The organism is Lysobacter sp. Soil_C_59 (assembly GCF_057656415.1).
The window spans coordinates 433,497-457,606 of the sequence record NZ_JBDGKK010000001.1; the positions used below are offsets into that span (position 1 = coordinate 433,497).

The 24,110-nt window shown below is 67.5% G+C and carries 11 protein-coding genes and 2 tRNA genes; 3 read left to right on the plus strand and 10 right to left on the minus strand.

Annotated features, from left to right (window positions below; translation table 11 throughout):
• Positions 1-4 precede the first annotated feature (4 nt).
• From AC3A3Q_RS01930 to AC3A3Q_RS01950, 5 genes are read right to left on the minus strand one after another with little or no spacing between them, the layout of a single operon-like run.
• Positions 5-1,504, minus strand: coding sequence for a lipopolysaccharide biosynthesis protein (locus AC3A3Q_RS01930; RefSeq protein ID WP_487584640.1), 1,500 nt, complete (start codon positions 1,502-1,504; stop codon positions 5-7).
• On the minus strand, positions 1,501-2,427 hold the full coding sequence (locus AC3A3Q_RS01935; protein ID WP_487584641.1) for a serine aminopeptidase domain-containing protein: 927 nt from the start codon (positions 2,425-2,427) through the stop codon (positions 1,501-1,503). The genes AC3A3Q_RS01930 and AC3A3Q_RS01935 overlap by 4 nt, the downstream gene beginning before the upstream one ends.
• Complete coding sequence (locus AC3A3Q_RS01940; protein ID WP_487584642.1) at positions 2,424-3,248, minus strand: alpha/beta hydrolase family protein; 825 nt, start codon at positions 3,246-3,248, stop codon at positions 2,424-2,426. Before AC3A3Q_RS01940 ends, AC3A3Q_RS01935 begins: the two co-directional genes overlap by 4 nt.
• A complete protein-coding gene (locus AC3A3Q_RS01945; RefSeq protein ID WP_487584643.1) occupies positions 3,245-9,448 on the minus strand; it encodes an amino acid adenylation domain-containing protein in 6,204 nt (2,067 codons plus the stop codon). Before AC3A3Q_RS01945 ends, AC3A3Q_RS01940 begins: the two co-directional genes overlap by 4 nt.
• Positions 9,445-16,830 (minus strand): amino acid adenylation domain-containing protein, encoded by a 7,386-nt coding sequence (locus AC3A3Q_RS01950; protein WP_487584644.1) that lies wholly within the window; start codon positions 16,828-16,830, stop codon positions 9,445-9,447. Before AC3A3Q_RS01950 ends, AC3A3Q_RS01945 begins: the two co-directional genes overlap by 4 nt.
• A gap of 399 nt (positions 16,831-17,229) precedes the next feature.
• Between AC3A3Q_RS01950 and AC3A3Q_RS01955 the strand changes: the two genes are divergently transcribed.
• Positions 17,230-17,904: a J domain-containing protein gene (locus AC3A3Q_RS01955; protein WP_487584645.1), complete on the plus strand. Its 675-nt coding sequence runs from the start codon at positions 17,230-17,232 to the stop codon at positions 17,902-17,904.
• 22 nt (positions 17,905-17,926) lie between these two features.
• Here the strand turns inward: AC3A3Q_RS01955 and AC3A3Q_RS01960 are convergent, their stop codons facing one another.
• Positions 17,927-19,321: a TIGR03013 family XrtA/PEP-CTERM system glycosyltransferase gene (locus AC3A3Q_RS01960; protein WP_487584646.1), complete on the minus strand. Its 1,395-nt coding sequence runs from the start codon at positions 19,319-19,321 to the stop codon at positions 17,927-17,929.
• Between the two features lie 195 nt (positions 19,322-19,516).
• Complete coding sequence (locus AC3A3Q_RS01965; RefSeq protein WP_487584647.1) at positions 19,517-20,305, minus strand: 4'-phosphopantetheinyl transferase family protein; 789 nt, start codon at positions 20,303-20,305, stop codon at positions 19,517-19,519.
• A 473-nt stretch (positions 20,306-20,778) separates the two neighbouring features.
• On the opposite strand from AC3A3Q_RS01965, the gene tviB reads away from it, so the two are divergent.
• On the plus strand, positions 20,779-22,047 hold the full coding sequence (gene tviB / locus AC3A3Q_RS01970) for a Vi polysaccharide biosynthesis UDP-N-acetylglucosamine C-6 dehydrogenase TviB (RefSeq protein ID WP_487584910.1): 1,269 nt from the start codon (positions 20,779-20,781) through the stop codon (positions 22,045-22,047).
• 46 nt (positions 22,048-22,093) lie between these two features.
• Entirely contained in the window at positions 22,094-23,134 is a 1,041-nt protein-coding gene (locus tag AC3A3Q_RS01975; protein WP_487584648.1) for an NAD-dependent epimerase, read from the plus strand.
• Positions 23,135-23,338: 204 nt separating this feature from the next.
• On the opposite strand, the gene AC3A3Q_RS01980 is transcribed toward AC3A3Q_RS01975, so the two are convergent.
• The 3 genes from AC3A3Q_RS01980 to csrA form a co-directional block, all read right to left on the minus strand.
• Positions 23,339-23,415 (minus strand) — tRNA-Arg (locus tag AC3A3Q_RS01980).
• Between the two features lie 231 nt (positions 23,416-23,646).
• Positions 23,647-23,739 (minus strand) — tRNA-Ser (locus tag AC3A3Q_RS01985).
• Positions 23,740-23,834: 95 nt separating this feature from the next.
• Entirely contained in the window at positions 23,835-24,038 is a 204-nt protein-coding gene (csrA, locus tag AC3A3Q_RS01990) for a carbon storage regulator CsrA (protein WP_441814850.1), read from the minus strand.
• Positions 24,039-24,110: the final 72 nt, after the last annotated feature.

Sequence of the window (24,110 nt, forward strand, 5' to 3'; positions counted from 1 at the left end):
GTGCCTATGCCAGGGTTTCGCCGACAGCCGCAGCAGCCTTGCGCTTGAGGGGCAGCATCGCGCGCAGGCGCGAGTCCAGTACCAGCACGGTCAGCAGGTACGGCACGCCGATCAGCAGCCCGCCGAAGATCAACCGCTCCCAACCCGGTCGCAGCTGCAGGTACGACGCCAGCCAGGCACCGGCCAGGCCCGCCGCGAGCGCCGTGGCCGTGGTGGCCAGCGTGCGCCGGTCCGGGAACTGCCGCAGCGACGGCGACACCACCAGGCAATGCGTGACGGCCGCCGCAAGCGAGCTGGCCAGGGTCGCATAGACCGCACCCATCACCCCGTAGGCGGGGATCATCACGAAGTTCAGCGCCGTGTTGAGCAGCACCGAACCGCACATCATCACCAGCACGACCTTGGTGCGCCGCTCCAGCACCAGCCCGTAGCCGCATACCAGCGCCACCGGCAGCAACGCGTTCATCGCGCCCATCCAGGCGAACACCGGCCCGGATGCGGCCTTGCCGTGACCGCTCAGCGCGATGATCGTGTCGGTGCCCAGGCACCACAGCAACAGCGCCACCGCGACCGCGGCGTAGGTCATCGGCATCAGCATCCGCAGCTTGAGCGCGCGGACCGCTGCGGCGTCCTGGGTCACGTAAAGGCGGTTGGCCACCGGCGCGAACGATTCGAACACCGTCAGGTTCATGAACATGTGCACCTGCATCGCCAGCGACGCGCCGACGCTGTAGATGCCGACCACGGCGAAATCGCCGGACAAGCCCTTCAACATCAACCGGTCGATCGAGACCAGAGCCACCGCCAGGATCTCGGTGGCCACCAGCGGCATGCCGTAGCCCATCGACTGCTTGACCGATGCGGTGTCCACGGCATCGCGCGAGAAGCCCAGGTTGCGGTACGCCCAGGCGATGTAGAACACGCTGCCGATGGCCACCGCCAGCAGCTTGCCGCCGTAGGCCGCGGTCGCGCTCTGCTGCACGGCGAGCACCGCCACCAGCATCAGCAGCAACTGCAGCCAGCGCCAGCCGACCCGGGTGAGCATGACGATGCGCGACCGCTCGGTCACCCGCAGCACCGTCTCCACCAGGCTGCCGTAGACCAGCATCGGCGTCATCACCAGCGCCATCCAGAACACCGGCGAGTGGCCGATGCCGTTGGCTTTTCCGTAGCCGATGACGCCCAACGCAACGATCACCCACAACAGCAACGAACCTGCCAGCGGCAGGTAGAACAGGTTGGTCGAGAAGGCGCGCTGGCTGGCGCCGTCGCCGTTGTGCGGATAGAAGCGCTGGATCGAATGCTGCGCGCCCAGCTTGGCGACGGCGACCGCCATCAGCACCCACGTGTCGTAGTAACCGAGGATGCCGAACTGGGTGTTGTCCAGCAGGCGCGTCAGCACCGGGAACGAGACCAGCCCGGCCATGATCACCAGGATGTTGGCGGTCGAATAGCGCAGGTAATGCGTGCCAATGCCAGCCGAACCAGGCGATCCATTGCTCATGTCGATGCAATCTCGTTTGGCGTGCAGGCCGGTTGCCCCGAGATCGACGCCATCCAGTGGCTGATCCGGGCAAACAGCATCTCCCGATGCTTGCGCAGGTAGAAGGTGTGGTCGTACTCGCGCCAGTATTCCAGGCTCACCTGCGGTGAGCGGGCGGCGCGGCCGAGGCAGGCCGCCAGCTGCGAACGATGGTTGAAGTAGGTGTAGGCGCCGCCGGTGAAGACGAACAGCAGTCGGGTATCGCGCGCGACCATGTCGGACAGCATCCTTGCTGCGTCGGCTTTGGCCGGGAAGTCGCGGAAGTCGGCGAGCGAGGGACCGGCATTTCGGCGTGAACGCAGGTAGGCGATGACCTTGGACGGATTGAGGAGCCGCGGCAGCGCGTGGCGCAACCAGAAGCCCTGGGTCGGGTACGCCAGACCGTCGAGCAGGATCGCGCCGGCAACCCGGTGATCGGCCGCCGCGACGTGGAATGCGTCGTCCGCGCCCGAGCACAGGCCGCACAGTACGAAACGTTCGGCGCCGGCATGCTCAGCCAGCAGCGACATGGCCGCGTCGATCTCGCGGCTGCGATGGTTTGCGGCAGCCTGGTCCGACAGCGCGCTGTCGCCCAGGCCCGACTGGTCGAAGCGCATTACCGGATAGCCCTCGCGCGCCAACCTTCGTGCCAGTTCGGCATAGGCGCGATAGGGGCCGATGTGTCGGGTCAGGCCGGCGTTGAGCAACACAACGCCGACACGGGACGGGTTGCGCCCTGCGGGAGTGTCCGCGTGGCCATGACTGATCACACCGACCAGGCCATCGCCGAAACGATGTGCGGTCTCGTCGACGCCGTCTTCTGCACCCGGCAAGGGCATCGCGGTGTCCGCCGCAACGGTCTGGGCGCTTTCCTGCTTGCGGAGGTAGTCGACCTGCAGATTCATCGCGCAGACTCCCATTGCTGCGAAATCCGGGCGACGCTGCGTCGCGGATAAGCCTGGCTGCCGAACTGGGTGGGTTCCTCCCAGCCGGGACGGTCCAGGTCCTCGAGGAGGACCGTCTCCACGGTCACCCCGTGCATGCGCTGGGAATGACTGAAACGCACGATGTCGTCGTCTGCCTGCCACAGCAGCAGGCGCACATGGCTGCCGCGCGGCAGTTGCAACCGGGTGGCATCCAGCGCGCGCAGCGCGCCGAGCAGGGAGGCATCGACGGCGAAGCCAAGCAGTTCATCGGGTTCCGGCTCGTGGCGCGCGTGCGGGTAACGGCCGTTGCCGTAGATCTGCGCGCGATGCTGCTCGTACCATGACTCGACCAGCGCCGTCCCCGACAGTTGCGGGTCCCACAGCACCACTTCGACCGGCTGCGATTTCGCCGCCAGGTGCACCAGCAACGGCAGGGCTGCACTGCGCAGCGCCAGCCACTCGATGCGGTCCGTGCCGGCGCGCAACGCCAGCGTCTGCCGTGCCTGGTCCAGGTCGGCGAGCATGCCGGCCAGGCTCAGTGCGGTGTCCTCGCCTGCCGAGTCGCCGGTCCCGTACCAGTCGAAGCACAGGCTGGCGACGCCGCTGTCGGCCGCCGACTCGGCCAGCACCCACAAGGCACGATGGCTGCGGATCCCTTCCTGCAGCAGCGGCGCGCACAGCACCATCGCGCGACGCTGCGGCCCGGGTTGCGAATGCAGCAGCCCGAACAGCCTCCGCTCGCGAGCGCCGAAGAACAACGGTTCGTGCAGCGGCGCCCGGTTCGTGCCTCCGCGGTTCATGACTCGACCGTCCCGGCGGCACGCAACAGCCGCTTCATCTTTCGCGCCATCTTCGCGCCGACGCCGTCGTTGCCCTCGCTGGCGAACGACGCCGGCAGTTCGGCGGCGATCTGCGCCAGGCTCTGCGTCGCCAGGCGCATCAGCTGGATGCGCACGCCGGTATCCTTGGCCACGCGACTGGACATCTGCACGGCGAGCATCGAATTGCCACCGAGGTCGAAGAAGTTGTCGCCGTCGCCCACCTCCACGCCGAGCAGCTCTTTCCACAGAGTGCGCAGGTAGGCGGCGCGCGCGTCGTCGCGGCCGACGCACACGACGTCGCCGGCAGCGGTCGCAACCGGCTGGACCGGCACGATCGCGGAGTCGATCTGCTCGTCCTGTCCGTGCTGGGCGCGGCGAATCACCTGGCTGAGTGTCTGCACCAGCACCGGCGCCTCGATCATCCCGCGATGGTCGCCCGGAATGGCAATCACCTCGACCGCGCCGACCAGGGCCTCCCAGCCCAGCGCGGGCTTGTCGTGCAGTTGCGGCGGCTGCTCACTGGCGCGGAACAGCACCATCGCAGCCGGGTACGGGCGAACGACATAATCGATGTACGCCCGCATGTGGGTGGCTTCGATCTCGGCATAGCGCACGTTGTGCGGAAGCTCGGCACCGCTCGCTCGCGCCTGCTGCGCCTGCTGCCGCAACTGCCGCGCCTGGATGCGGCCGTTGACCATGCCGCTGATGGTCGCCAGGCGCTGGCCGAACGTTTGCCCCTGCAGGCGCTGCTGCAGACGCTGTACGCGTGCACCAAGCCCGCTCCGGGCCTGCTCGCGATAACCCAGGCCGAACTCGGCGGAGGTATCGATCAGTCCCAGCAGGCCGACACGCTCACCGGCAGCAACCAGTTGCTGCGCGATCTCGTAGGCGATGATGCCGCCCATCGAACCACCGGCCAGGTGATACGGCCCCTGTGGCTGCACGCTGCGGATCTCGCGGACGTAGCGCTCGGCCATCTTCTCCACGCTGGTCAGCGGCGACGTCTTGCCATCCAGTCCCAGCGCCTGCAGGCCGTAGACCGGAATGCCCTGCGGCATCGCGTCGGCCAGCGAACGATAGTTGAGCACGTTGCCACCCACCGCATGGATCAGGAACAACGGCAGCTGGTCGCCCTGCGGACGGATCGGAACCAGCGGCGACCACGGGTCGTGGCCCGACGTCGACGCCGTCGCATCGGCCCGGTGCGCGCCGGCGCGCCGATACTCCTCGGCGAGCGCACGCACGGTGCGTGCCGTCAGCAGCGTCGCCAGCGGCAGGTTGATGTCGGTTTCGCGATTGAAGCGGTGGAACATCTGCACGGCCTGCAGCGAATGGCCGCCGAGCGCGAAGAAATCATCGTCGGGCGTGATCCTCGGATTCCTCAGCAGGTCGCGCCAGATGGCAAGCAGCTGCTGGCCGAGCGGATCGAGCTCGACCGCGACTGCGGCTTCGGGCACTTCGCCGCCCGTCCCGGCGGCGTCGACCGCGGGCGTGGTCTCCACCGGCGCCTTGCCGAACAGCAGCGGCTGGCCGTCGTCGAAGGCGGTCAGCTCCGCCAACGTCCTGGTCGGATCGTTGCCAAGCGCTTCGAGCACCGCGACGTAGCGGTCGCGCAGCAACGCCGTGGTGTCGTCGAGGAATATGTCGGCGTTGTAGATGAAGCCACCCGACAAGCCGGTGTCCTGTTCGACGAACCACAGGCCCAGGTCCTGGGTCGATGCGGTCTGGAACACGGGATAGCGCTCATGCCGCAGGGGACCCCAATCGCACATGCGCTGGCGGATGTCCTGGAACGAGAACAGCGCGTGATAGAGCACCGCCCCGCCCTCGCGACTGCGCACGCTCAACTCGCGGACCAGGTCCTCCAGGCGGATGTCGGGATGAGCAAAGCTGTCGAGCACCACATCCTTGACCTGCTTCACCGCCTGGGCAAACGTCAGGTCGTGGTCCATCTCCATGCGCAGCGGCAGCAGGCTGGTGAAGTAGCCCATGAGGTTCTCCACCTCGGCCGTGTTGCGGCCCCGCACGGGCGTGCCGACGATCAGCTCGCGCAGGCCCGAGGTGCGGCTGATGAGCGTGAAGTACGCCGTCAGCAGCACCATGTAGAGCGTCGCATCGACCTTGAGAGCGGTGTCATGCAGCTTCTGCGTGGTCGCTTCCGACACGACGATGCGATGGGTGACGCCACGCCCGGACATGCCCGGGCGACGCGGCAGGTCGGTGGGCAGCGCGGCCATGCCCGGTCCGGCGGCGCCTTGCCCGGCATTCCCCAGGCGCTCGCGCCAGAATGCCAGTTGCCGGGCGTATTCCGGTCCCTGCAGCCACTGCCGGTGCCAGACGGAGAAGTCCAGGTACGACACCGGCAGTTCCGGCAGCGACGGCTCGCGCTGCTCCAGCTGGGCGGCATAGAGCTCGGCCATGTCGGTGTACATCAGGTCGAACGACCAGCCGTCCCAGATCAGGTGGTGGGTCATGAAGAACCACACATGTTCGTCCGGACCGAGGCGGAACAGGCGCGAACGGATCAGCGGCGAGCGGTCGAGCTCGAACGGTGTCTGGATCAGCACGTCCATGCGCCGCGACACTTCCTTGTCACGCTGCTCGGCGGCGACGCTGCCGACGTCCTCGACGTCGGTGATGTCCAGCTCGACGCGGTCGTGGATGACCTGCACCGGCTCACCGTCGACGATGCCGATGGTCGTGCGCAGCGCGCTCTGGCGCCGGATCATCGCGTTGACGGCGCGCTGGAAGGCAGCCACGTCCAGCGGTCCGCGCAGGCGGTGGGCGGACGGCGTGTTGTAGGTGATCTGGCCGGGATTGAACTGCTCCAGCAGGTACAGACGCTCCTGCATCACCGACATCGGCCCGTGCGACTGGTCGGCCAGGGCGACGATCGGTTCGCGCGGAGGCGCCGCTTCACCGTCGTGCTCGCTGACCAGGCGCGCCAGGCGCGCCACGGTCGGACCGTCGAACAGAGCGCGCAGCGACAGCGAGATGCCCAGCTCCTTGTTGATGCGCGACGTCAGCTGCGCCGCCAGCAGCGAGTGTCCGCCGAGCGAGAAGAAGTCGTCGTCCACACCCACTTCGGCGACGCCAAGGACCTGCGCCATGGCCTGGGCGATGGACCGCTCCAGCGCGTTGCGTGGAGCCACGCGCTCGCCGGCCAGCTTGACGGCCATGTCCGGCACCGGCAGCGAACTGCGGTCGATCTTGCCGTTGGGCAGCAGCGGGATCGATTCGAGGAACATGATGTGCTGCGGGATCATGTAGTCCGGCAGCGAGGACTTCAGGTACGACGCCAGTTCCGCGTCCGCCAGCGCCGCGCCTGGCTGCACCACCGCGTACGCCACCAGGCGGACGTCGCCCGGCCGGTCCTCGCGCGCGACCACGACCGTGCGCGCGACCTGTGGATGCGCGGCGAGCAGCGCTTCGATCTCGCCCAGTTCGATCCGGTAACCGCGCACCTTGACCTGGAAGTCGAGTCGACCCATGTGCTCAAGCACACCGTCGGCGCGCCAGCGGCCACGGTCGCCCGTGCGATAGAGCAGCGGCGACGGCACAGTCGCCGTCGCAGGGGCGAAGGGATCGGCAACGAATCGTTCGCCGGTCAGCTCGGGGCGATTGAGATAGCCCTGGGTGACGCCATCGCCACCGATCCAGATTTCGCCTGGCACGCCCAGCGGGCACAGCTCGCCGCGAGGATCGAGGATCCAGACCTGGGTGTTGGCAATCGGCCGACCGATGTGGATGTCGATCGACTGACCAGCGAGCGACTGCCCCGGCGCGGGCGCGACGATGCGCGCGCAGGTCGACCACACGGTGGTCTCGGTCGGTCCATAGACATTCCAGAGCGATCCGCAGCGCTGCAGCAGCTGCGCCGCCAGATCGACCGGCAGGGCTTCACCACCGCACAGGATCTTGAACGAGGCATCGCCCTTCCATTCGGCGTCGAGCAGCAGTCGCCACGATGCAGGCGTGGCCTGCATCACCGTGGCCCCGCTCTGCTTCAGCAGCGCAGCAAGGGCAACGCCGTCGGCAGCGGTGACGCGATCGGCGAGGATCACCTCGGCACCGACGCTCAGCGGCAGCAGCAACTCCAGCACGGCGATGTCGAACGACAGCGTGGTCACGGCGACCAGTCGGTCATCGATGCCCAGGCCGGGTTCCTCGCGCATGCTGGTGAGGAAGTTGCTGACCGCGCGATGCGGCACCTGCACGCCCTTGGGACGCCCGGTCGAGCCGGAGGTGTAGATCACGTACGCGATCGATTCGGCCTGTGCCGCGGCGTCGTCACGGCCAATGGGCGTGGCCGGCATCGCGTCCAGCTCGGCGTGCAGGCGGTCGAGCGCCAGCACCGGACGGCCGCGAAGGTCGAAGTTGCCCGCGTGCGACTGGGTGGTCAGCAACGCGGCGAGGCCGGCATCGCCGGCCATGTAGGCCAGTCGCTCGGCCGGGAAGTTCGGGTCCAGCGGCACGTAGCCAGCGCCGCACTTGAGCACGCCGAGCAGCCCGGCAAGCATGTCGACGCCGCGGTCGAGCACCAGGCCGACCAGGGCACCACGATGCACACCGCGCGCGCGCAGCAGATGGGCGATGCGGTTGGCGCGCGCCTCCAGTCCGGCGTAGCTGACCGCCTCGCCGTTGAAGCGCACGGCGACGCGATCAGGCGTGCGCGCGCACTGCCGTTCGAAGAACTCGTGCATGCGGCATTCGCGGTCGAATGGCGTGGCCGCAGGCTGCAAGGCCAGCAGTTCCTCGCGCGCGCTCTCCGACACCAGCGGAAGCTTGCCGTAGGCCACGTCCGGTCGCGCCACCGCCGACCGCAGCAGGGTCTCATAGGCGCGCAGCCAACGCCGCACCGTCTCGTTGTCGAACAGGTCGGTGTTGTACTGGCACTCCAGGCGCATGCCGCCGCGCACCTGCACCGCATTGACGAACAACTCGAAGTTATCGTAACTGCGCCGGTTGGTGATCAGCTGCATCGACAGGCCATGGAAGCCCGTGTGCTCCTGGTCGAGCGCCTGGTCGATGTTGAACATCACGCTGACCAGCGGCAGGCGCGCCGGATCGCGCTGCAACGGCAGCTTGCGCAGCAGTGTGCCGAAGGTATAGCGCTGGTGCTCGATGGAATCGAGCAACGTCTCCTGCGCCTGCGCCAGGGCCTGCTCGAAGGGCTGGGACAGGTCCAGTTCGAAGCGCAGTGGCAGCAGGTTGACGCAATGGCCGACCAGGTGATCGTGGCCATCGAGCGACTGCGCCGCCGCGGGGATACCGACGACCACATCCGACTGCGCCGTCAGTCGCGTCAGCAGCCCGGCGAATCCAGCCAGCAGGGTCGCGAACAGGCTGGCACCGTGACGGGCACCGAGGCGGCGGATGGCAACGACGAGTTCGTCGTCGAGGACATGATCCTCGCGGATCGAGGCGAACGTCCGGCGCGGCGGACGCGGCCGATCGGTCGGCAGGTCCAGTATCGGGCCGCCATCGGCGAAGCGCTGGCACCAGTAGGCCTCATCGTCGCGGTAAAGGCTGCACGAGGGATGCTCGGCCTCAGCCAGCGCATAGTCGGCGAACGACTCCGCCGCTGGCAGCGGCTCCGTGGCATGCCCCAAGGCCTGGGTGTACAGCGTGCCAAGCTCGCGCACGATCACCCACCACGACCAGCCGTCGCAGACCAGGTGATGGGCGGTCAGCACCAGCAGGTGCTCTTCGTCCGACAGCTTGAGCAGTTCGGCGCGCAGCAGCAGCCCGTGGTCGAGCACGAACGGCGTTTCGACGACTTCACGCGCGTGCCCGGCAACGCGCGCTTCGCGCTGGTCGGGCGTCAGCCCGGACAGATCGATCGACACAAGGTCGAAGTCCACGCTCTCGGCCACGCACAGCGTCTTGCCATCCGGGCCGAAGTTCGAGCGCAGCACGTCATGGCGGGCGACCAGTTGGCGCAAAGCGGTCCGAATCGCGTCCGCATCCAGGCGGCCGTGGAAGTGCAGCGAGATCGATTCGTTGTAGGCCAGCGATGCATCGCGGCCAAGGCGGTCGGCCAGCCAGACCTCGCGCTGCGGCTCGGTGGTCGGAGCAACGCGGGCCAGTCCACCTTCGGCAAACGGGTCGTAGTCGACGCCTGCGTCGGCCGGACTCGTCCTGTCCAGACTGCCGTAATCAATCCCTGCCGCATTCATGCACTCACCTTCATGTACTTCCCGGGCTGCTCGGGATTGGGAACGAACCACGCTGGCGTGCCATCGGGCTCACGGCCGATGCGCGCACCCGGCACGACCGGCTTGCTCGCATCCATCACCGTGCGCGGAGTTGCGCTGTTGCGCGGCAGGAACTCCATGTCCTGCATCTCGGCCACTGATTCCTTGAAGGCGGTGGCGATCTTCGCGATGTCCTCGTCGCTGTGGGCGGTGGTCAGGAAGCACGGGAAGTTGTCGAGGATGTGGATGCCCCGGCTGCGCATCAGCGCGAACAGCAGGTCCTGCAACGGATGGTTCTCGTGGAAGTGGGTCTTCCAGACCGAAGCGAACTGCTTGACCGACACTGGCGCACCGGCATCGGCGCAGAACGCATTGATGTCGGCGACCATGGCCTCGGTGCGGGCATTGAGGTCCTGCTGCAACGCCCCGCCCTCGCGCTTGAAGTGCTCCAGCACCGCCTTGGCCGCCACCAGCGCCAGCGGATGACGGACGAACGTGCCGGCGAAGTACGTCACGCCAACGGTTGGCACCGAGTCGTCGCCGTACTGCCAGTGGCCGCCATCGAGCGCATCCATGTACTCGCGCTTGCCGGCGATCACGCCGATCGGGAAGCCGCCGCCGATGACCTTGCCGTAGGTCGCCAGGTCGGCCTTGATGCCGAATATCGACTGCACGCCACCGGGGTTGGCGCGGAAGCCGGTGACGACCTCGTCGAAGATCAGCAGCGCGCCATTGTCGCGGGTGATCTGGCGCAGGTCCTTGAGGAACTCGACCGGACGGAAGTCCAGGCGGCGGCTCTGCACCGGCTCGATCAGGATCGCCGCGATTTCGTTGGCGCGCGAACGGATGATCTCCAGCGACTCCGGCGTGCCGTAGTCGAGCACCAGGACGTTTTCGGACGTGTTGCGCAGGATCCCGGGCGCGGCCGGCACCGCACGCAGCGACTTGGTGCCGCGCACGATCACTTCATCGACGATGCCGTGGTAGGAACCGGTGAAAAGCACCACGGTGCTGCGGGCGGTGACGGTACGGGCGATGCGCAGCGCGCCCAGCACGGCTTCCGAACCGGTGTTGCACAGCGCGGCGCGCTCGTGCCCGGTGACCTCGCAGATCAGCTGCGCGACTTCGCCTGCGACCGGATGCTGCGGACCGATCTCATAGCCCTGGTCGAGCTGCCTGCGCACTGCATCAAGCACGAAGTCCGGCTGCCAGCCGAACAGGCTCATGCCGAAGCCGTTGAGCGCATCGACATAATCGTTTCCGTCCAGGTCCTGCACGTGCGAACCCTTTGAGCGCTCGACCACGATCTGGTAGACGATTTCCTTGACCAGCGGGCGGAACCCGTTGACCACGCGCGGGTCGGCCAGGTGGCCGCGATGCGCCTGGGTGTAGTCCTTGGACTTGCGGGTGCGGGCGATGTAGCGCTCGATGAAGGCATCGAGCTTGCGCCGCTGCTGCGGGTTGAGCTCGAACTGGGCGTTGTTGTCGATGCGGGCGATCGCGCCGAAGGCCTTCTTGATGTCGTACTTGATCTGCGGCGCGGCCACGTCCTCGTCGGCCGCATCGGTGGCGGCGGCGGGCCGGGCGGCGGCGGCCGGGGTGGCGGCCGGGGTGGCGGCCGGGGTGGCGGCCACGGGTGCTGCCACGACCGGTGCCGGCGACGTCGCCTGCGCCTGCGCCGGAACGGCCACGGGAGCAGCCACCGCTCCACCCGACAGCAGCGCCAGCTGCTGGGACATCAGCTGCATCTGCTGGGCAATCACCTGGCGGGTGAAGTCGTTGCCACCGTCGAGGGCCGGCATCGCCACTGGCACGGCGGCAGCGACCGCAGGTCCCTGCATCACCGGCGCCGCGGCCTGCACGGGTGCCTGGGGCGGCGCCACGGGCGCTGCCACTTCGTCCGGCGGCAGCTGGGCGTCGATCGCGCTGGCCAGCCGGTCCAGGCTGGAGCAATCACCCATCAGCTGGCGGAAGCCAATCGCCACGGGGAACGTCTTCTGCAGCTGCAACGCCACCTGGGTCAGCATCAGGCTGTCCAGGCCCAGCTCGATGAAGTTGGTATCCGTGTCGGCATCGGCCATGTCGAAGCCGGCGACGTTCTCGAACAGACCGCGCAGCTGGCCGATCAGACGGTCGCGGCGAGCGGAGCCTGCCTCGGGCTGTGCGGGCGCGGGGGCGGCTGGCAAGGCGGACTGCGGCATGACGGGCTCCAGTTTCGGGGTTGTCGCAATAGCGGGATGGGGGATGACGTTGGATGTGGCGTGAGTGACCGCCTCCACCCAATAACGTTGCCGCTCGAACGGATAGGTCGGCAGTCGCAGACGAAGTCGACGCTCGCGCCGGTCGAAGCTGGCCGGATCGATCGCCACGCCCTGGCTCCACAGGCGTCCGCTGGCCGCGCGCAGGTCGCGCAGCTCGTTGTCGGGACTGTCCGAGAGGGTGGAAACCGTGGCCATGCGCTGCTTCTGCACCGCCGGCTGCTGCCGGGCCAGGGCGTTGAGCGTGGCCCGCGGCCCGACCTCCAGCAGCACCCGCGTCGGAACGTCCAGCAGGGTCTGCAGCGCGGGAGAAAAACTGACGGGCTCGCGCAGGTGACGGGCCCAGTAGTCGGGCGAGGTTGCCGTGCCGGCATCGAGCCAGGCGCCGGTAACGGTCGACACCACCGGCAGCGAAGGCGCATTCATCGGCACCGCCGCGACGGCTTCGCGGAACGGCGCCACCACGGCTTCCATCATCGCCGAATGGAACGCGTGCGATGTCCGCAACGCGCGGCAGGCGACACCTTCGGCTTCGAGCTGGGCCTGGAACCGGGCGACGGCTTCGCCTGGGCCGGCAACCACACTGGCCAACGGCGAGTTCTCCGCCGCCAGCGAGACCCCCTCGGGGAGGCGCGCGCGCAGCGAATCGGCCGGCAGCCGCACCGACAGCATCGCGCCTTGCGGCTGCGCCTGCATCAGTGCACCGCGCCTGGCGACCAGTTGCAGCGCATCGGACAGGGTGAACACGCCGGCAAGCGTCGCAGCGACGAACTCGCCGACACTGTGGCCGATCATCGCCGAGGGCATCACACCCTGGCTCATCCACATCCGCGCCAGCGAATACTCGATTGCAAACGTGGCCGGCTGCATGACCGAGGTCGGCAACAGGCGCTGCGCATCTGCATCGAACATCGCCTCGCGCAGGTCGAAGCCCAATGCATCGCGCGCAGTCACGGCGCACTCGTCGAGCGCATCACGGAATGCCGGTTCATGCTCGTACAGGCTGCGGCCCATGCCCGGGTAGGTCGCACCCTGCCCCGGGAACATGAAGACGACTTCGCTCGCCCGCGCCGGGCGGCTGCGCGCCGCCTCGGCCTGCGTGTCCGGATCGCGCAGGGCGCGGATCGCACCTTCGATGTCGTCGGCGACCACGGCGATGCGATGGGAGAACGACTTCCTGCCCACCGCCAGCGTCCAGGCGACATCGGCCAGGTTCTCGTACGCATTGGCCTGCAGGTGATCGGCCAGGCGCGTCGCCGCCGCGCCGAGTGCGGCCGGAGTGCGCGCCGACAGCACCAGCAACTGCGGGCCCCGCGCTGCTGACGACGGCTCCTGCGCCGGCGCCTCCTCCATCACCACATGCGCATTGGTACCGCCCAGCCCGAACGAACTGACACCGGCGCGGCGCGGGCCGCTCTCGCTGTGCCACGGGCTCAACTGCGCATTGACCACGAACGGCGTCGCGGCGAAGTCGATGGTCGGGTTGGCGGAGTCGAAATGGATACTGGCCGGGATGCGCTTCCCGTCCAACGCCAGCGCGGTCTTGATCACGCCGGCCGCGCCGGCGGCAGTCACCAGATGGCCGACGTTGCTCTTGAGCGAGCCGATCCGGCAGAAGCCGGTATCGGCGGTCCCCCGACGGAACGCCCGGGTCAGGCCTTCGATTTCGATCGGGTCCCCCAGCGGTGTCGCCGTGCCATGCGCTTCGACATAGCTGATGCTGCGCGGATCGATCCCGGCGCGATCGTGCGCCATCGCGATCACCGCTGCCTGGCCCTCGCTGCTGGGTGCAGTGAAGCTGGCCCGGTTGCTGCCGTCGTTGTTGAGCGCGGCGCCGCGAATCACCGCGAACACGTGGTTGCCGTCGGCGATCGCGTCCGACAACCGCTTGAGCAGCACCACCGCGGCGCCGTCACCGAACACGGTGCCCTTGGCATTGGCGTCGAAGGTGCGCGTGTGCCCGTCCGGGGACAGCATCGAACCTTCCTGATAAAGGTAACCACTGCGCGGCGGACAGGTCACCGCGATGCCGCCGGCCAGGGCCATGTCGCACAGGCCGGACTGCAGGCTGTCGACCGCCTGGCAGATCGCAACGAGCGAGGTCGAGCACGCCGTATTGAGGCTGATCGCCGGGCCGTTGAGGTTGAGCTTGTGGGCGACCCGGGTCGCGATGTAGTCCTTCTCGTTGCCGAGCATCACCTGCAAGGCACCCACGCGGTTGATCAGCTCCGGATGGGAGGACGCGTGGCGCTGGAAGTAGGTCGCGTTGTTCATGCCGGCGAACACGCCGACCGGCACGGTCGTCGCGTCGGGCGCATGACCGCCGCGCTCCAGGCATTCCCAGCACAACTCCAGGAAGATGCGCTGCTGCGGATCCATCAGTTCGGCTTCACGCGGGCCGATCCCGAAGAACGCGGCGTCGAACATCTCCACGCCGTCGATCACGCCGCGCGCGGCGACGTAAGCCGGATCGCTGCGTTCGGCGACGCTGACCGCCGGATCGAGTTCGTCGATGCGGAACTTGGTGATCGAATCGCGGCCTTGCAGCAGGTTGTCCCAGAAGCCCTCGACGTCGTCGGCGCCGGGGAAGCGCCCGGCCATCGCGATCACGGCGATCGGTTCGCTTCTTTCTAGGGCGCTGCGGTCCAGGGCGCGCGCTTTCACGGCCGGCTGGCGCCGCGCACCTGCGCTGCCATCGATGGCAGCGGCGAGTGCCGCGACGGTTGGATGCTGGAAGATCGTGGTCGCGGCAACGCGGGTGATGGCGGCCGATGCGGCGTCCTGCCAGCCCTCGTTGCGGATCTGTTCGGCCAGGCGTACCGCCAGCAGCGAGCTGCCGCCGAGTTCGAAGAAGTTGTCGAGCCGGCCGACGCCCTCGATGTCGAGCAGGGCGCCGTACGCCTCGCAGATCCGTGTCTCCAGCGGCGTCGCAGGTGGCGCGTAGTCGCAGGTCAGTTCCGGGCGGCGACGGTCCGGTGCCGGCAGCGCGCGCCGGTCGACCTTGGCGTTGGCGGTCAGCGGAAGTTCGTCGAGGCAGACGTAGCGGGTCGGCACCATGAAGTGCGGCAAGCTTGCGGCCAGGTGCGCACGTAGTTGCTGCGGCGTCGCGCCATCGCCGGTCGGGGCGGCGACGAAATAGGCCACCAGGCGCTTCTCGCCGGGAAAATCGGCACGCGCCTCGACCACGCAGGACGCCACCGACGGGTGACGCGCCAGCACGGCCTCGATTTCCGTCAGCTCGATCCGGTAGCCGCGGATCTTCACCTGTGCATCGGTGCGACCGACGAACTCGAGCAGGCCATCGGCGCGATAGCGGACATGGTCACCGGTGCGGTACAGCACCTCGCCCGCAGCGCCGAAGGGATCGGGCACGAAACGCTCGGCATTGAGCTCGGGGCGGTTGAGGTAGCCACGGGCCACACCGGCTCCGCCGACGCACAGCTCGCCGATCACGCCGACAGGCACCAGCTGCCGGCGCGGATTGAGCACGTAGACGCTGGTGTCCTCGACCGGGCGGCCGATCGGGATCGAAGACACCTCCGCCGTCAACGCCGGAATGGGATACTGCGTGCACAGGATGGTGCACTCGGTCGGCCCATAGCCGTTGCCGATGCGAAGCGACGGTGCCAGCGGCTGCATGCGCCGCACGTGGTCGGCGGACAGCGATTCCCCGCCGATGAGCAGGTCGCGGAAGCCGACGAACAGTTCCGGTGACTCGTCGACGACCGCGTTGAACAACGCCACGGCCATCACGCCTGCGTTGGGCGCGTGCTGGCTGATTATGCGGGCCAGGCCGGCAATGCTCGGCACCGCTTCCTCGTTGACGACGACGACACCGCCGTTGAGCAGTGCGCCCCAGATTTCCAGGCCGGAGATGTCGAAGCCCAGCGGCGCCGCATGCAGCAGCCGCGTCTGTGCATCCAGTGCCATGTAATCGACGCCGTGGGCGCGTCGCAGCAGCGAGCGGTGGCGAACCTCGACTCCCTTGGGCGTGCCGGTCGAGCCGGAGGTGAACAGCACGTACGCCAGCGAATCGGCATCGGTGCCGCAGTCGCCGTCCCATGCCGGCTCATCACCGTCCACGGGCACGCGGGCCACGCCGTCAGGCAGCGGCAACGCGGTGCTGTCGGCAACGACGACGGCATCGACCCTGGCATCGGCCAGCATGAACGCCACGCGCTCGGCCGGCAGCGACAGCTCCAGCGGAAGGTAGGCGGCACCGCACTTGAGCACGCCGAGCAGGGCAACGATCGAATCGACCGAACGCGGCACGGCCATGCCCACGACCTGCCCGGTCGTGATGCCGGCGCTGCGCAACCGGCTCGCCAGCGAGCCGGCGCGACGATCGAGTTCTGCGTAGGTCAACGACGAACGCGAGTCGACGACCGCCATCGCATCCGGCGTCTGCGCGCGGACCTCGGAGAAGCGGTCGTGGACGGTACCGTCCCGGGTCCGTGCAGCCGGGGCGGTACTCCACACGCGCAGCTGTCGCTCGCGCTCGTCGGGATCGACCACTTCGACGGCGTCGCAGGACAGCTCGGGAGAGGCCACGACGGCCTCCAGCGCCCGCAGTACGCAACCGGCCAGCAGCGTCGCCGCGGCGAGCGAGAGCGGAGACTGGAACACGACTTCGAGGATGGGTTCGGAACCCGGCCGCAGGCACCAGGTCGAAGCGGCGCCGTCATGCGCCTGCCCTTCGGCGACACTGGCCCACACTACCGGCGCGGCCTGTCCGTCGACGAGACCGGCCTGCCCGATGCGCGAGCTCAGTGACGACAGTGGGCCGGCAACGCCGATGCGCGCCTGGCGTGCGCCATCAGCGCCGACCACGCGCACCGTTACCTCTTCAGCGCCGCTCAAGCGCGACTCGACCAGCGCCAGTGCCGCCGCGAGCCGGCACGGCGTGTCTGCCGCGTCCGCGACCTGCGCGTTGCGCAGTGCCTGCGCCAGCGACGCGTCGACGGCAAACTCCAGCGTGCCCTGTTGCTGCCCGGCCAGGCTGGCCACCGATTGCGGCAGCACATCCAGAAGCGATGAGTCGAAGGCATCGGGGAAACCGCCCGTGCGAACCTGCGACGCGACAATCGTTCCAGCCTGCGTGCTCATGCAACTTCGCTCCCAAGTTTCGTCAAGCAACGAACGCTTCCTGCGCCGCCGATAGCCATCACGGAAAAATCCAGCACGAGCGGCCGACGGCTTGCTTGCGTCATCCGCACCTGCGCCATATCGATTCGGATCAGCTGGTGGGAGGAAGGGCCGAGGCCACGCATCGTGGGCGGTTTACTGCCACGGCTGGCGCATCGGCGCGTAACTCCGCCCCCGGACGACACCCGCTCCGGCTCCCTGTCCCGCAAGACGCGTTCTGGTGGAAACGCAGACACCCACCGGTCCTTCCGCCCCAATCATCTGTACCAACGGTTCGCGCCGCTTTCAGCGGCCATGCAACCGGCGACGATGCAAGGGAAGAAAACACAGGCTAGGATTAGCCTGACCCGGGGGGCTTCCATGAGTCAGGACTTCGCGCTCTTGTACTACCAGCTCGGCCTGGAGCCGGGCTGCAGTCTCGAAGACCTCAAGCGCGCCTACCGCGTGCGTGTCGGCGAACTTCATCCCGACCGGCACCTGGACAAGCCAGCATCGAGCGACGCGCACCTGGCGCTGACCGAGCTCACCGCCCTCTACTCCAAGGCCATCCGCTTCCATCGCATCCACGGACGCCTGCCCGGCGCCGCGCCCAAGGTCACGGTCCATGCCGCACGCGGCTACGAAGCTGCTGCGCCTGCCGTCGGCCCACGAACCGCAAGCCCTGCCGTCCACGTGTCGCAAAACCGCAACACACCGGCGCTGGCGACGATCACGGTGCTGGCGCTGATCGTGATCATGGTCGCCCTGCACTGGTCGGAGACCCAGGTGGCCAAGAAGGCCGAAGAAGACCTCCAGGCCCAGCAGCAGACCGTGCGCACCGCCGGCACCGACCAACCAACCCTCGAACTGGGGATGGAAGAGGCCGCGGTCATCTCCATCCAGGGCGCGCCGGTGCTGGTCCAGGACAACGTGTGGAATTACGGCTCGTCCTGGGTGCGCTTCGAGGAAGGGCACCTGGTGGACTGGAGCAGCGTGCCGCCGAACCGGCTGATGACGCTGACGCCCAGGCCGGCGCGCGAGGAAGCCGAAGAATAGGCCCGCTGGCCGTCTGCCGCCGTCAGCGGGCTCCGCGCTGGAACAACACCACCTCGACCGTCTGCAGCAGGATGATCAGGTCGAATGCCAGGCCGTGGTTCTTGACGTAGAACAGGTCGAACTTGAGCTTCTCTTCGGCGTCGCGCACCGACGCCCCATAGGGGTAGCGCAGCTGCGCCCAGCCGGTCAGGCCCGGTTTCACGCAGTGGCGCACGGCGTAGTAGCGGATCTCGCGGCTGAGCATGTCGACGAACTGCGGACGCTCGGGCCTGGGGCCGACGATGCTCATCTCGCCGCGCAGGATGTTGAACAGCTGCGGCAGCTCATCGAGCCGTACCAGCCGGATGAAACGTCCGACACGCGTGGTGCGGTCATCGCCGGTCTGCGCCCAGCGCGCGACCCCGTCGGTCTCGGCATCCACGCGCATGCTGCGGAACTTGATCAGTTCGAACGGCCGGCCACCTTCGCCGATCCGCGTCTGCTGGTACAGGATCGGGCCGGGCGACTCCAGGCGGATGCACAGCGCCACCAGCGCCATCAGCGGCCAGGTGACCATCAGCAGCGCGCTGGCAGCGAGCACATCGAAGAAGCGCTTGTTCATGCAGCGCGACGTCGAATGGTCGAAGCCGCCGGAAAACACCAGCCAGGACGGATCGACGAGGTTGGTGGTGACGATGCCGGCTTCGCGTTCGAAGAACGTCGACAGGTCGGTCATGGTCACGCCGCGTTGCACGCAGGACAGCATCTCGTCCATCGGCAGGCCGCCGCGTCGCTCGTCCGGAGCCACCACCACCTCGCTGATCTGCAGGCGATGCGTCAGTTCGGCCAGTCCGTCGACAGGGGACACCAGCAGGTTGGCGGGTACCGCGGCTTCCTGACCCGGAATCGGCACATAACCGACCAGGGTGAAGGCACGGCGGTCACTGTTGCGGCGCAGCCGGTTGTTGATCAGGTTGGCGTTATGGCCGGCACCAAGCACCAGCACGCGGCGCCGGAACAGGTCGCCGGCAAACACCTGCAGCACGCCCAGGCGCAACAGCGACATCCCTGCCAATGCCAGGACCAGGGCGATCACGATCACGCCGCGACCGATGTACGCCGCAGGCACCAGGTAATACAGCACCATCAGCCCGATGCCACCGATGGCGAACGAGACAAGCATCCGCAACGCGAACTCGAAACGGTTCAGGCGCACGTGCACTTCGTACAGGCCCAGCGCCGCCATCGAGGTGGTCACGAACAACGCCACCATGAAGGCCCTGACGGCGAGGTTCTGGGAAAATATTTCGTGGCCTTCCGGATCGTTCATGAAACGCAGCCACGCCGCGCCAGCCACCGCCGCCATCACCAGCAACAGTTCCAGCACCCAGATGAGCGTCAGCGCCCGGTTCTTGAGACTTGCCTTGCCGAAGACCATGAAACCGCACTCCCGCGGGGGGCATGCAAGACCCGATCATTGCGGGCTGCATGCGGTTGACGCACACGCTGCGTGGGGGCTCCAGGGCATCGGGTGCCGAGGGAACCGTGCATTGCGTCGGGGGTGTGGGCCGATGCCGCGGGACGGCGATTGCCATCGAGCCGCCAGTCGTTGCCTATCCCCCCAACGACGAACTCACGACACGTACAACGCCGGCTCGGCGACCACCCGGCCACCGACCGGTCGCAACCAGACGCCTTCGATCACCGCATCCACCGGCGCCGCCACGGCGGCGGTCCAGCGCGCACCGATCTCCAACATCGACAGGCGCACCGGACCGGCGTTGTCGGCGGTCGACGCGGTCAACGGCAGGACCGCGCCGTCGGCCGCGACAAAAGCAGTCATTTCCCGTTCCAGGCCGATGCCTTCGGCCTTGAGCAACGCTTCCTTGCGCACCCACAACGCCAACAGCTCACGGCTGTAGAGCGGCTCGCGCAGTCCGGCGAGCTGGCTCGCCTCGACGGCGTGGCAGACGCTGGTCGATACCTGCGGCAGTTCGCCCGCGCGCAGCGACGGTTCGATGTCGATGCCCACCGGCCCCATCGCGCAGACGGCGAAGGCCGCCACGCCGTCGGCGTGGCTGAGGCTGGTGTGCAATGCCATTCCGGGCAGGCACGGGCCTCCGCGCTCGTCGCGCGACAGCGGCACGTCGGCCGCAGGAATTCCAAGCACGCCCGACAGCACCATCCGGTGCAGGGCGTAGGCGATGGTCAATGCCTCGCGGTCGGCGGGCACGCGCCGATGCAGCACGCGCGTGCGCTCAGCCGGGTCGAGCAGGTACCAGGCTTCGTCCAGCCATGACTGCCAAGCCTCGAGTTCGGCGAACGCAACCACGCACGAGCGCGCCCGCGAGGGCCGCAAGTCCGGCGCTTCGGGCATGGCACCAGGCACGCCGAGCGGACGTACGGGGACGATGAGTGTCATTTGAAAGCCCGCGTCATCTGACGGCCCCTGTCATTCCAGCAACCCCTGCCATCACTTCCCCCTGCCCGGCCTTGCGCCAGCTGCTTGTCGCTACGACTACCCTCAACGCGGGAGCGCACGCGCTCAGGCCATGGCGCCGAGAACGGGCAGTCCGGGGTCCCCGCGTGTCCCTTCCGCGTCCTGTTTGGGCCCCGCCGCGCGTTATCTGCTGCGAGGCCGGATATCACCACCGTGATGTCGCCTCCCCCAGGGGCCAACATGCGCGAACGCCAGCACACCCATCCGTCCATGCCATCGCGCGGCGCGTGCCGCGGCGACGCCTGAGCACCCGGGACGTCATCGATATGGACACCACCGAATTCGAGGGTGCGCAGGTTCTCGGAGCGCGCCGTGAAGGACGCGGCGCCGATGGCCGCGCGGCCGCGCACGGCGCGAGCGCGGCATCTTCTCCGGCGACATCGGCGCCGACGTCGCTGCAGACCGTCAAGGTCGGCGTGGTTGGCCTTGGCTATGTCGGTTTGCCGCTGGCGGTCGCGTTCGCGAAGTATTTCGACACGGTCGGCTTCGACATCAACGCCGACCGCGTCGAGGAACTGCGCCAGGGCAAGGACAGCACGCTGGAAGTCGATCCGGCCGAGCTGGCCGGCGCGCCCCGCCTGCGTTGCAGCTGCGACCTGTCGGAGCTTCGCGAGTGCAATGTCTACATCGTCACCGTGCCTACACCCATCGACGCCGCCAAGCGCCCGAATCTTGGCCCGCTCGCGCGCGCCAGCGAAACCCTCGGCAAGGTGCTCAAGCACGGCGACGTGGTCGTCTACGAATCCACTGTCTATCCCGGGTGCACCGAAGAAGTGTGCGTGCCGATTTTGGAGCGATCGTCGGGTCTGGTGTTCAACCGCGATTTCTTCGTCGGCTACAGCCCGGAGCGGATCAACCCAGGCGACAAGGACCATCGCCTGACCTCGATCCTCAAGATCACCTCCGGTTCGACGCCGCAGGTCGCCGACTTCGTCGACCAGCTCTACGGCTCGATCATCGAGGCCGGCACGCACAAGGCGAGTTCGCTGAAGGTCGCCGAAGCGGCCAAGGTGATCGAGAACACCCAGCGCGATCTCAACATCGCGCTCATCAACGACCTGGCGATCCTGTTCAACAAGCTCGGCATCGACACGCTTGAAGTGCTGCAGGCGGCCGGCACCAAGTGGAACTTCCTGCCGTTCCGGCCGGGCCTGGTCGGTGGCCACTGCATCGGCGTGGATCCCTACTACCTGACCCACAAGGCGCAGGAGATCGGCCACCACCCGGACGTGATCCTCGCCGGTCGCCGCACCAACGACGGCATGGGCGCCTACATCGCCAGCGAAGTCGTGCGGCTGATGGTGCGCAAGGGCATCAATCCGGTGCAGGCGCGGATCCTGATCCTGGGCCTGGCGTTCAAGGAGAACTGCCCGGACCTGCGCAACACCCGCGTGGTCGACATCGTCCACGCGCTGCGCGGCTACAACGCCAACGTCGACGTGCACGACCCCTGGGTCGAAGCCGGCGAAGCCAATGCCGAGTACGGCATCACTCCGATCGAAGCTCCCGCGAACGGCGAGTACGACGCGGTGATCGTCGCCGTCGCCCATCGCCAGTTCGCCGAACTCGGCGCGCAGGGTGTAAGGGCGCTCGGCAAGCCGGTATCGGTGCTCTACGACGTCAAGTACGTGCTGCCGCGCGACGCCGTCGACGGCCGGCTGTGATTTCGCTTTCCACCTTTGATCATTTCCCTTTCGGAGATCCACTGCGATGAAGGTCCTCGTTACCGGCACGGCTGGATTCATCGGCTCGCATGTCGCATTGGAACTGCTGCGGCGCGGTGACGAAGTGGTGGGGTTCGACAACCTCAACAACTACTACGACGTCGGCCTGAAGAAGGCGCGACTGGGGCGCTTCCTCAGCCATCCCCGCTACACGCACCTGCACGCCGACCTGGCCGATCGCGACGCCGTCGAGGCCGCGTTCGAGCGCCACCGCCCGCAGCGCGTGGTGCACCTGGCCGCGCAGGCCGGCGTGCGTTATGCCGCGGAGAACCCGCACGTCTACGTCAGCAGCAACGTCACCGGTTTCCTGCACGTGCTGGAGGGCTGTCGTCGCCATGGCAGCGAGCACCTGGTGTTCGCCTCGACCAGTTCCGTGTACGGCGCAAACACGGCGATGCCGTTTTCCGAGCACCAGCCCAGCGAGCATCCGCTGACGCTGTACGCGGCGACGAAGAAAGCCAACGAGCAGATGGCGCACAGCTACGCGCACCTGTACGGAATCCCGAGCACGGGCCTGCGCTTCTTCACCGTTTACGGCCCGTGGGGTCGTCCGGACATGGCGCTGTTCCTGTTTACCAAGGCCATCCTCGCCGGCGAGCCGGTGCCGGTGTTCAACCATGGCCGGCACAAGCGCAGCTTCACCTACATCGACGACATCGTCGCCGGCGTGGTGCGTGCACTCGATCGGGTCCCGACAAGAGATGATGCCTGGCGCGGTGAATCGCCGGACCCGGCCAGCAGCGGCGTCGCCCCATATCGGCTGTACAACATCGGCAGCCGCGAAAGTGTGGAGCTGCTGCGCTACATCGAAGTACTGGAGCAATGCCTGGGCCGCAAGGCAACACTGCAGATGCTTCCGCTGCAGGCAGGCGACGTGCCGTCGACCGAAGCGGACTGCAGCGACCTCGCCCACGACATGGGCTACAGCCCGCAGTTCACCGTCGAGGAAGGCGTGGAGAATTTCGTGCGCTGGTATCGCGACTACTACCACCTCGGCGCAGCAGTGCCGGCAAGGCAGTACGCGTAACCGCCCTAACCGTCATCCCGGCGAACGCCGGGATCCAGGCCCGCACCGCATCAGCACAGTCACCGTCATCCCGGCGAACGCCGGGATCCATTCGCTGTTGATCGCGAATGACCCAAAGCAAAAGGGCCGATGGTTTCCCATCGGCCGCATCTGACCCAAAGCAAAAGGGCCGATGGTTTCCCATCGGCCCTTCGCTTTCTTGTGTGGCGCGCCCGGAGAGATTCGAACTCCCGACCACCAAGTTCGTAGCCTGGTGCTCTATCCAGCTGAGCTACGGGCGCTGAGTTGAAAAATTATGACGGCTCGTTTTCGATTCGTCAAACATTTTTCGAACATTTCCCTGTCGATTCATTCGCCGTAATGGCGAAGATCTTCAGGTTCCGCAAAACCCCCGAAGGTGTCTTGCGGCTGGCGAAATCCGCGGCTCCGCGCATCGCATGGAAGCAACCATGTCGACGCGTTCTCAGGGGTGCATTGCACGTCCTGCGGAACCCGGGTCTCGCCGGTGGAACTGGCGGAGACTGAGGGATTCGAACCCTCGATGGAGCTTTTGACCCCATACTCCCTTAGCAGGGGAGCCCCTTCGGCCTCTCGGGCAAGTCTCCGCGAAAAACTCCGATCCGATACAGCTCGGTTCGGCGCGGGCGCAAAGCATAACGGCTCGCCCCGCGCACGGCAAACAATTTGTGTCAGCCGTCGGTCAGGCGTCGGTATTCTTGCCCGCATCGTCAGCGGGCTCTTCGCCGCGCTGGATTCGCTGGTAGATCTCTTCGCGGTGCACAGCGACATCTTTCGGTGCAGTAATTCCGATACGCACCTGGTTGCCCTTGACGCCGAGCACGGTGACAGTCACCGAGTCGCCGATCATCAGGGTCTCACCGACGCGACGCGTCAGGATCAGCATCTAACATCTCCTATGACCGGCAGATCCACCGCCGGCAAATGGGCGCTCCCGGGAGCGCCTCCAGTTCTGTAC

Bases quoted from the DNA above. Each gene is read 5' to 3' on its own strand.
- AC3A3Q_RS01930 (WP_487584640.1), bottom strand. From the start codon at position 1,504: ATGAGCAATGGATCGCCTGGTTCGGCTGGCATTGGCACGCATTACCTG.
- AC3A3Q_RS01935 (WP_487584641.1), bottom strand. From the start codon at position 2,427: ATGAATCTGCAGGTCGACTACCTCCGCAAGCAGGAAAGCGCCCAGACC.
- AC3A3Q_RS01940 (WP_487584642.1), bottom strand. From the start codon at position 3,248: ATGAACCGCGGAGGCACGAACCGGGCGCCGCTGCACGAACCGTTGTTC.
- AC3A3Q_RS01945 (WP_487584643.1), bottom strand. From the start codon at position 9,448: ATGAATGCGGCAGGGATTGATTACGGCAGTCTGGACAGGACGAGTCCG.
- AC3A3Q_RS01950 (WP_487584644.1), bottom strand. From the start codon at position 16,830: ATGAGCACGCAGGCTGGAACGATTGTCGCGTCGCAGGTTCGCACGGGC.
- AC3A3Q_RS01955 (WP_487584645.1), top strand. From the start codon at position 17,230: ATGAGTCAGGACTTCGCGCTCTTGTACTACCAGCTCGGCCTGGAGCCG.
- AC3A3Q_RS01960 (WP_487584646.1), bottom strand. From the start codon at position 19,321: ATGGTCTTCGGCAAGGCAAGTCTCAAGAACCGGGCGCTGACGCTCATC.
- AC3A3Q_RS01965 (WP_487584647.1), bottom strand. From the start codon at position 20,305: ATGACACTCATCGTCCCCGTACGTCCGCTCGGCGTGCCTGGTGCCATG.
- AC3A3Q_RS01975 (WP_487584648.1), top strand. From the start codon at position 22,094: ATGAAGGTCCTCGTTACCGGCACGGCTGGATTCATCGGCTCGCATGTC.
- csrA (WP_441814850.1), bottom strand. From the start codon at position 24,038: ATGCTGATCCTGACGCGTCGCGTCGGTGAGACCCTGATGATCGGCGAC.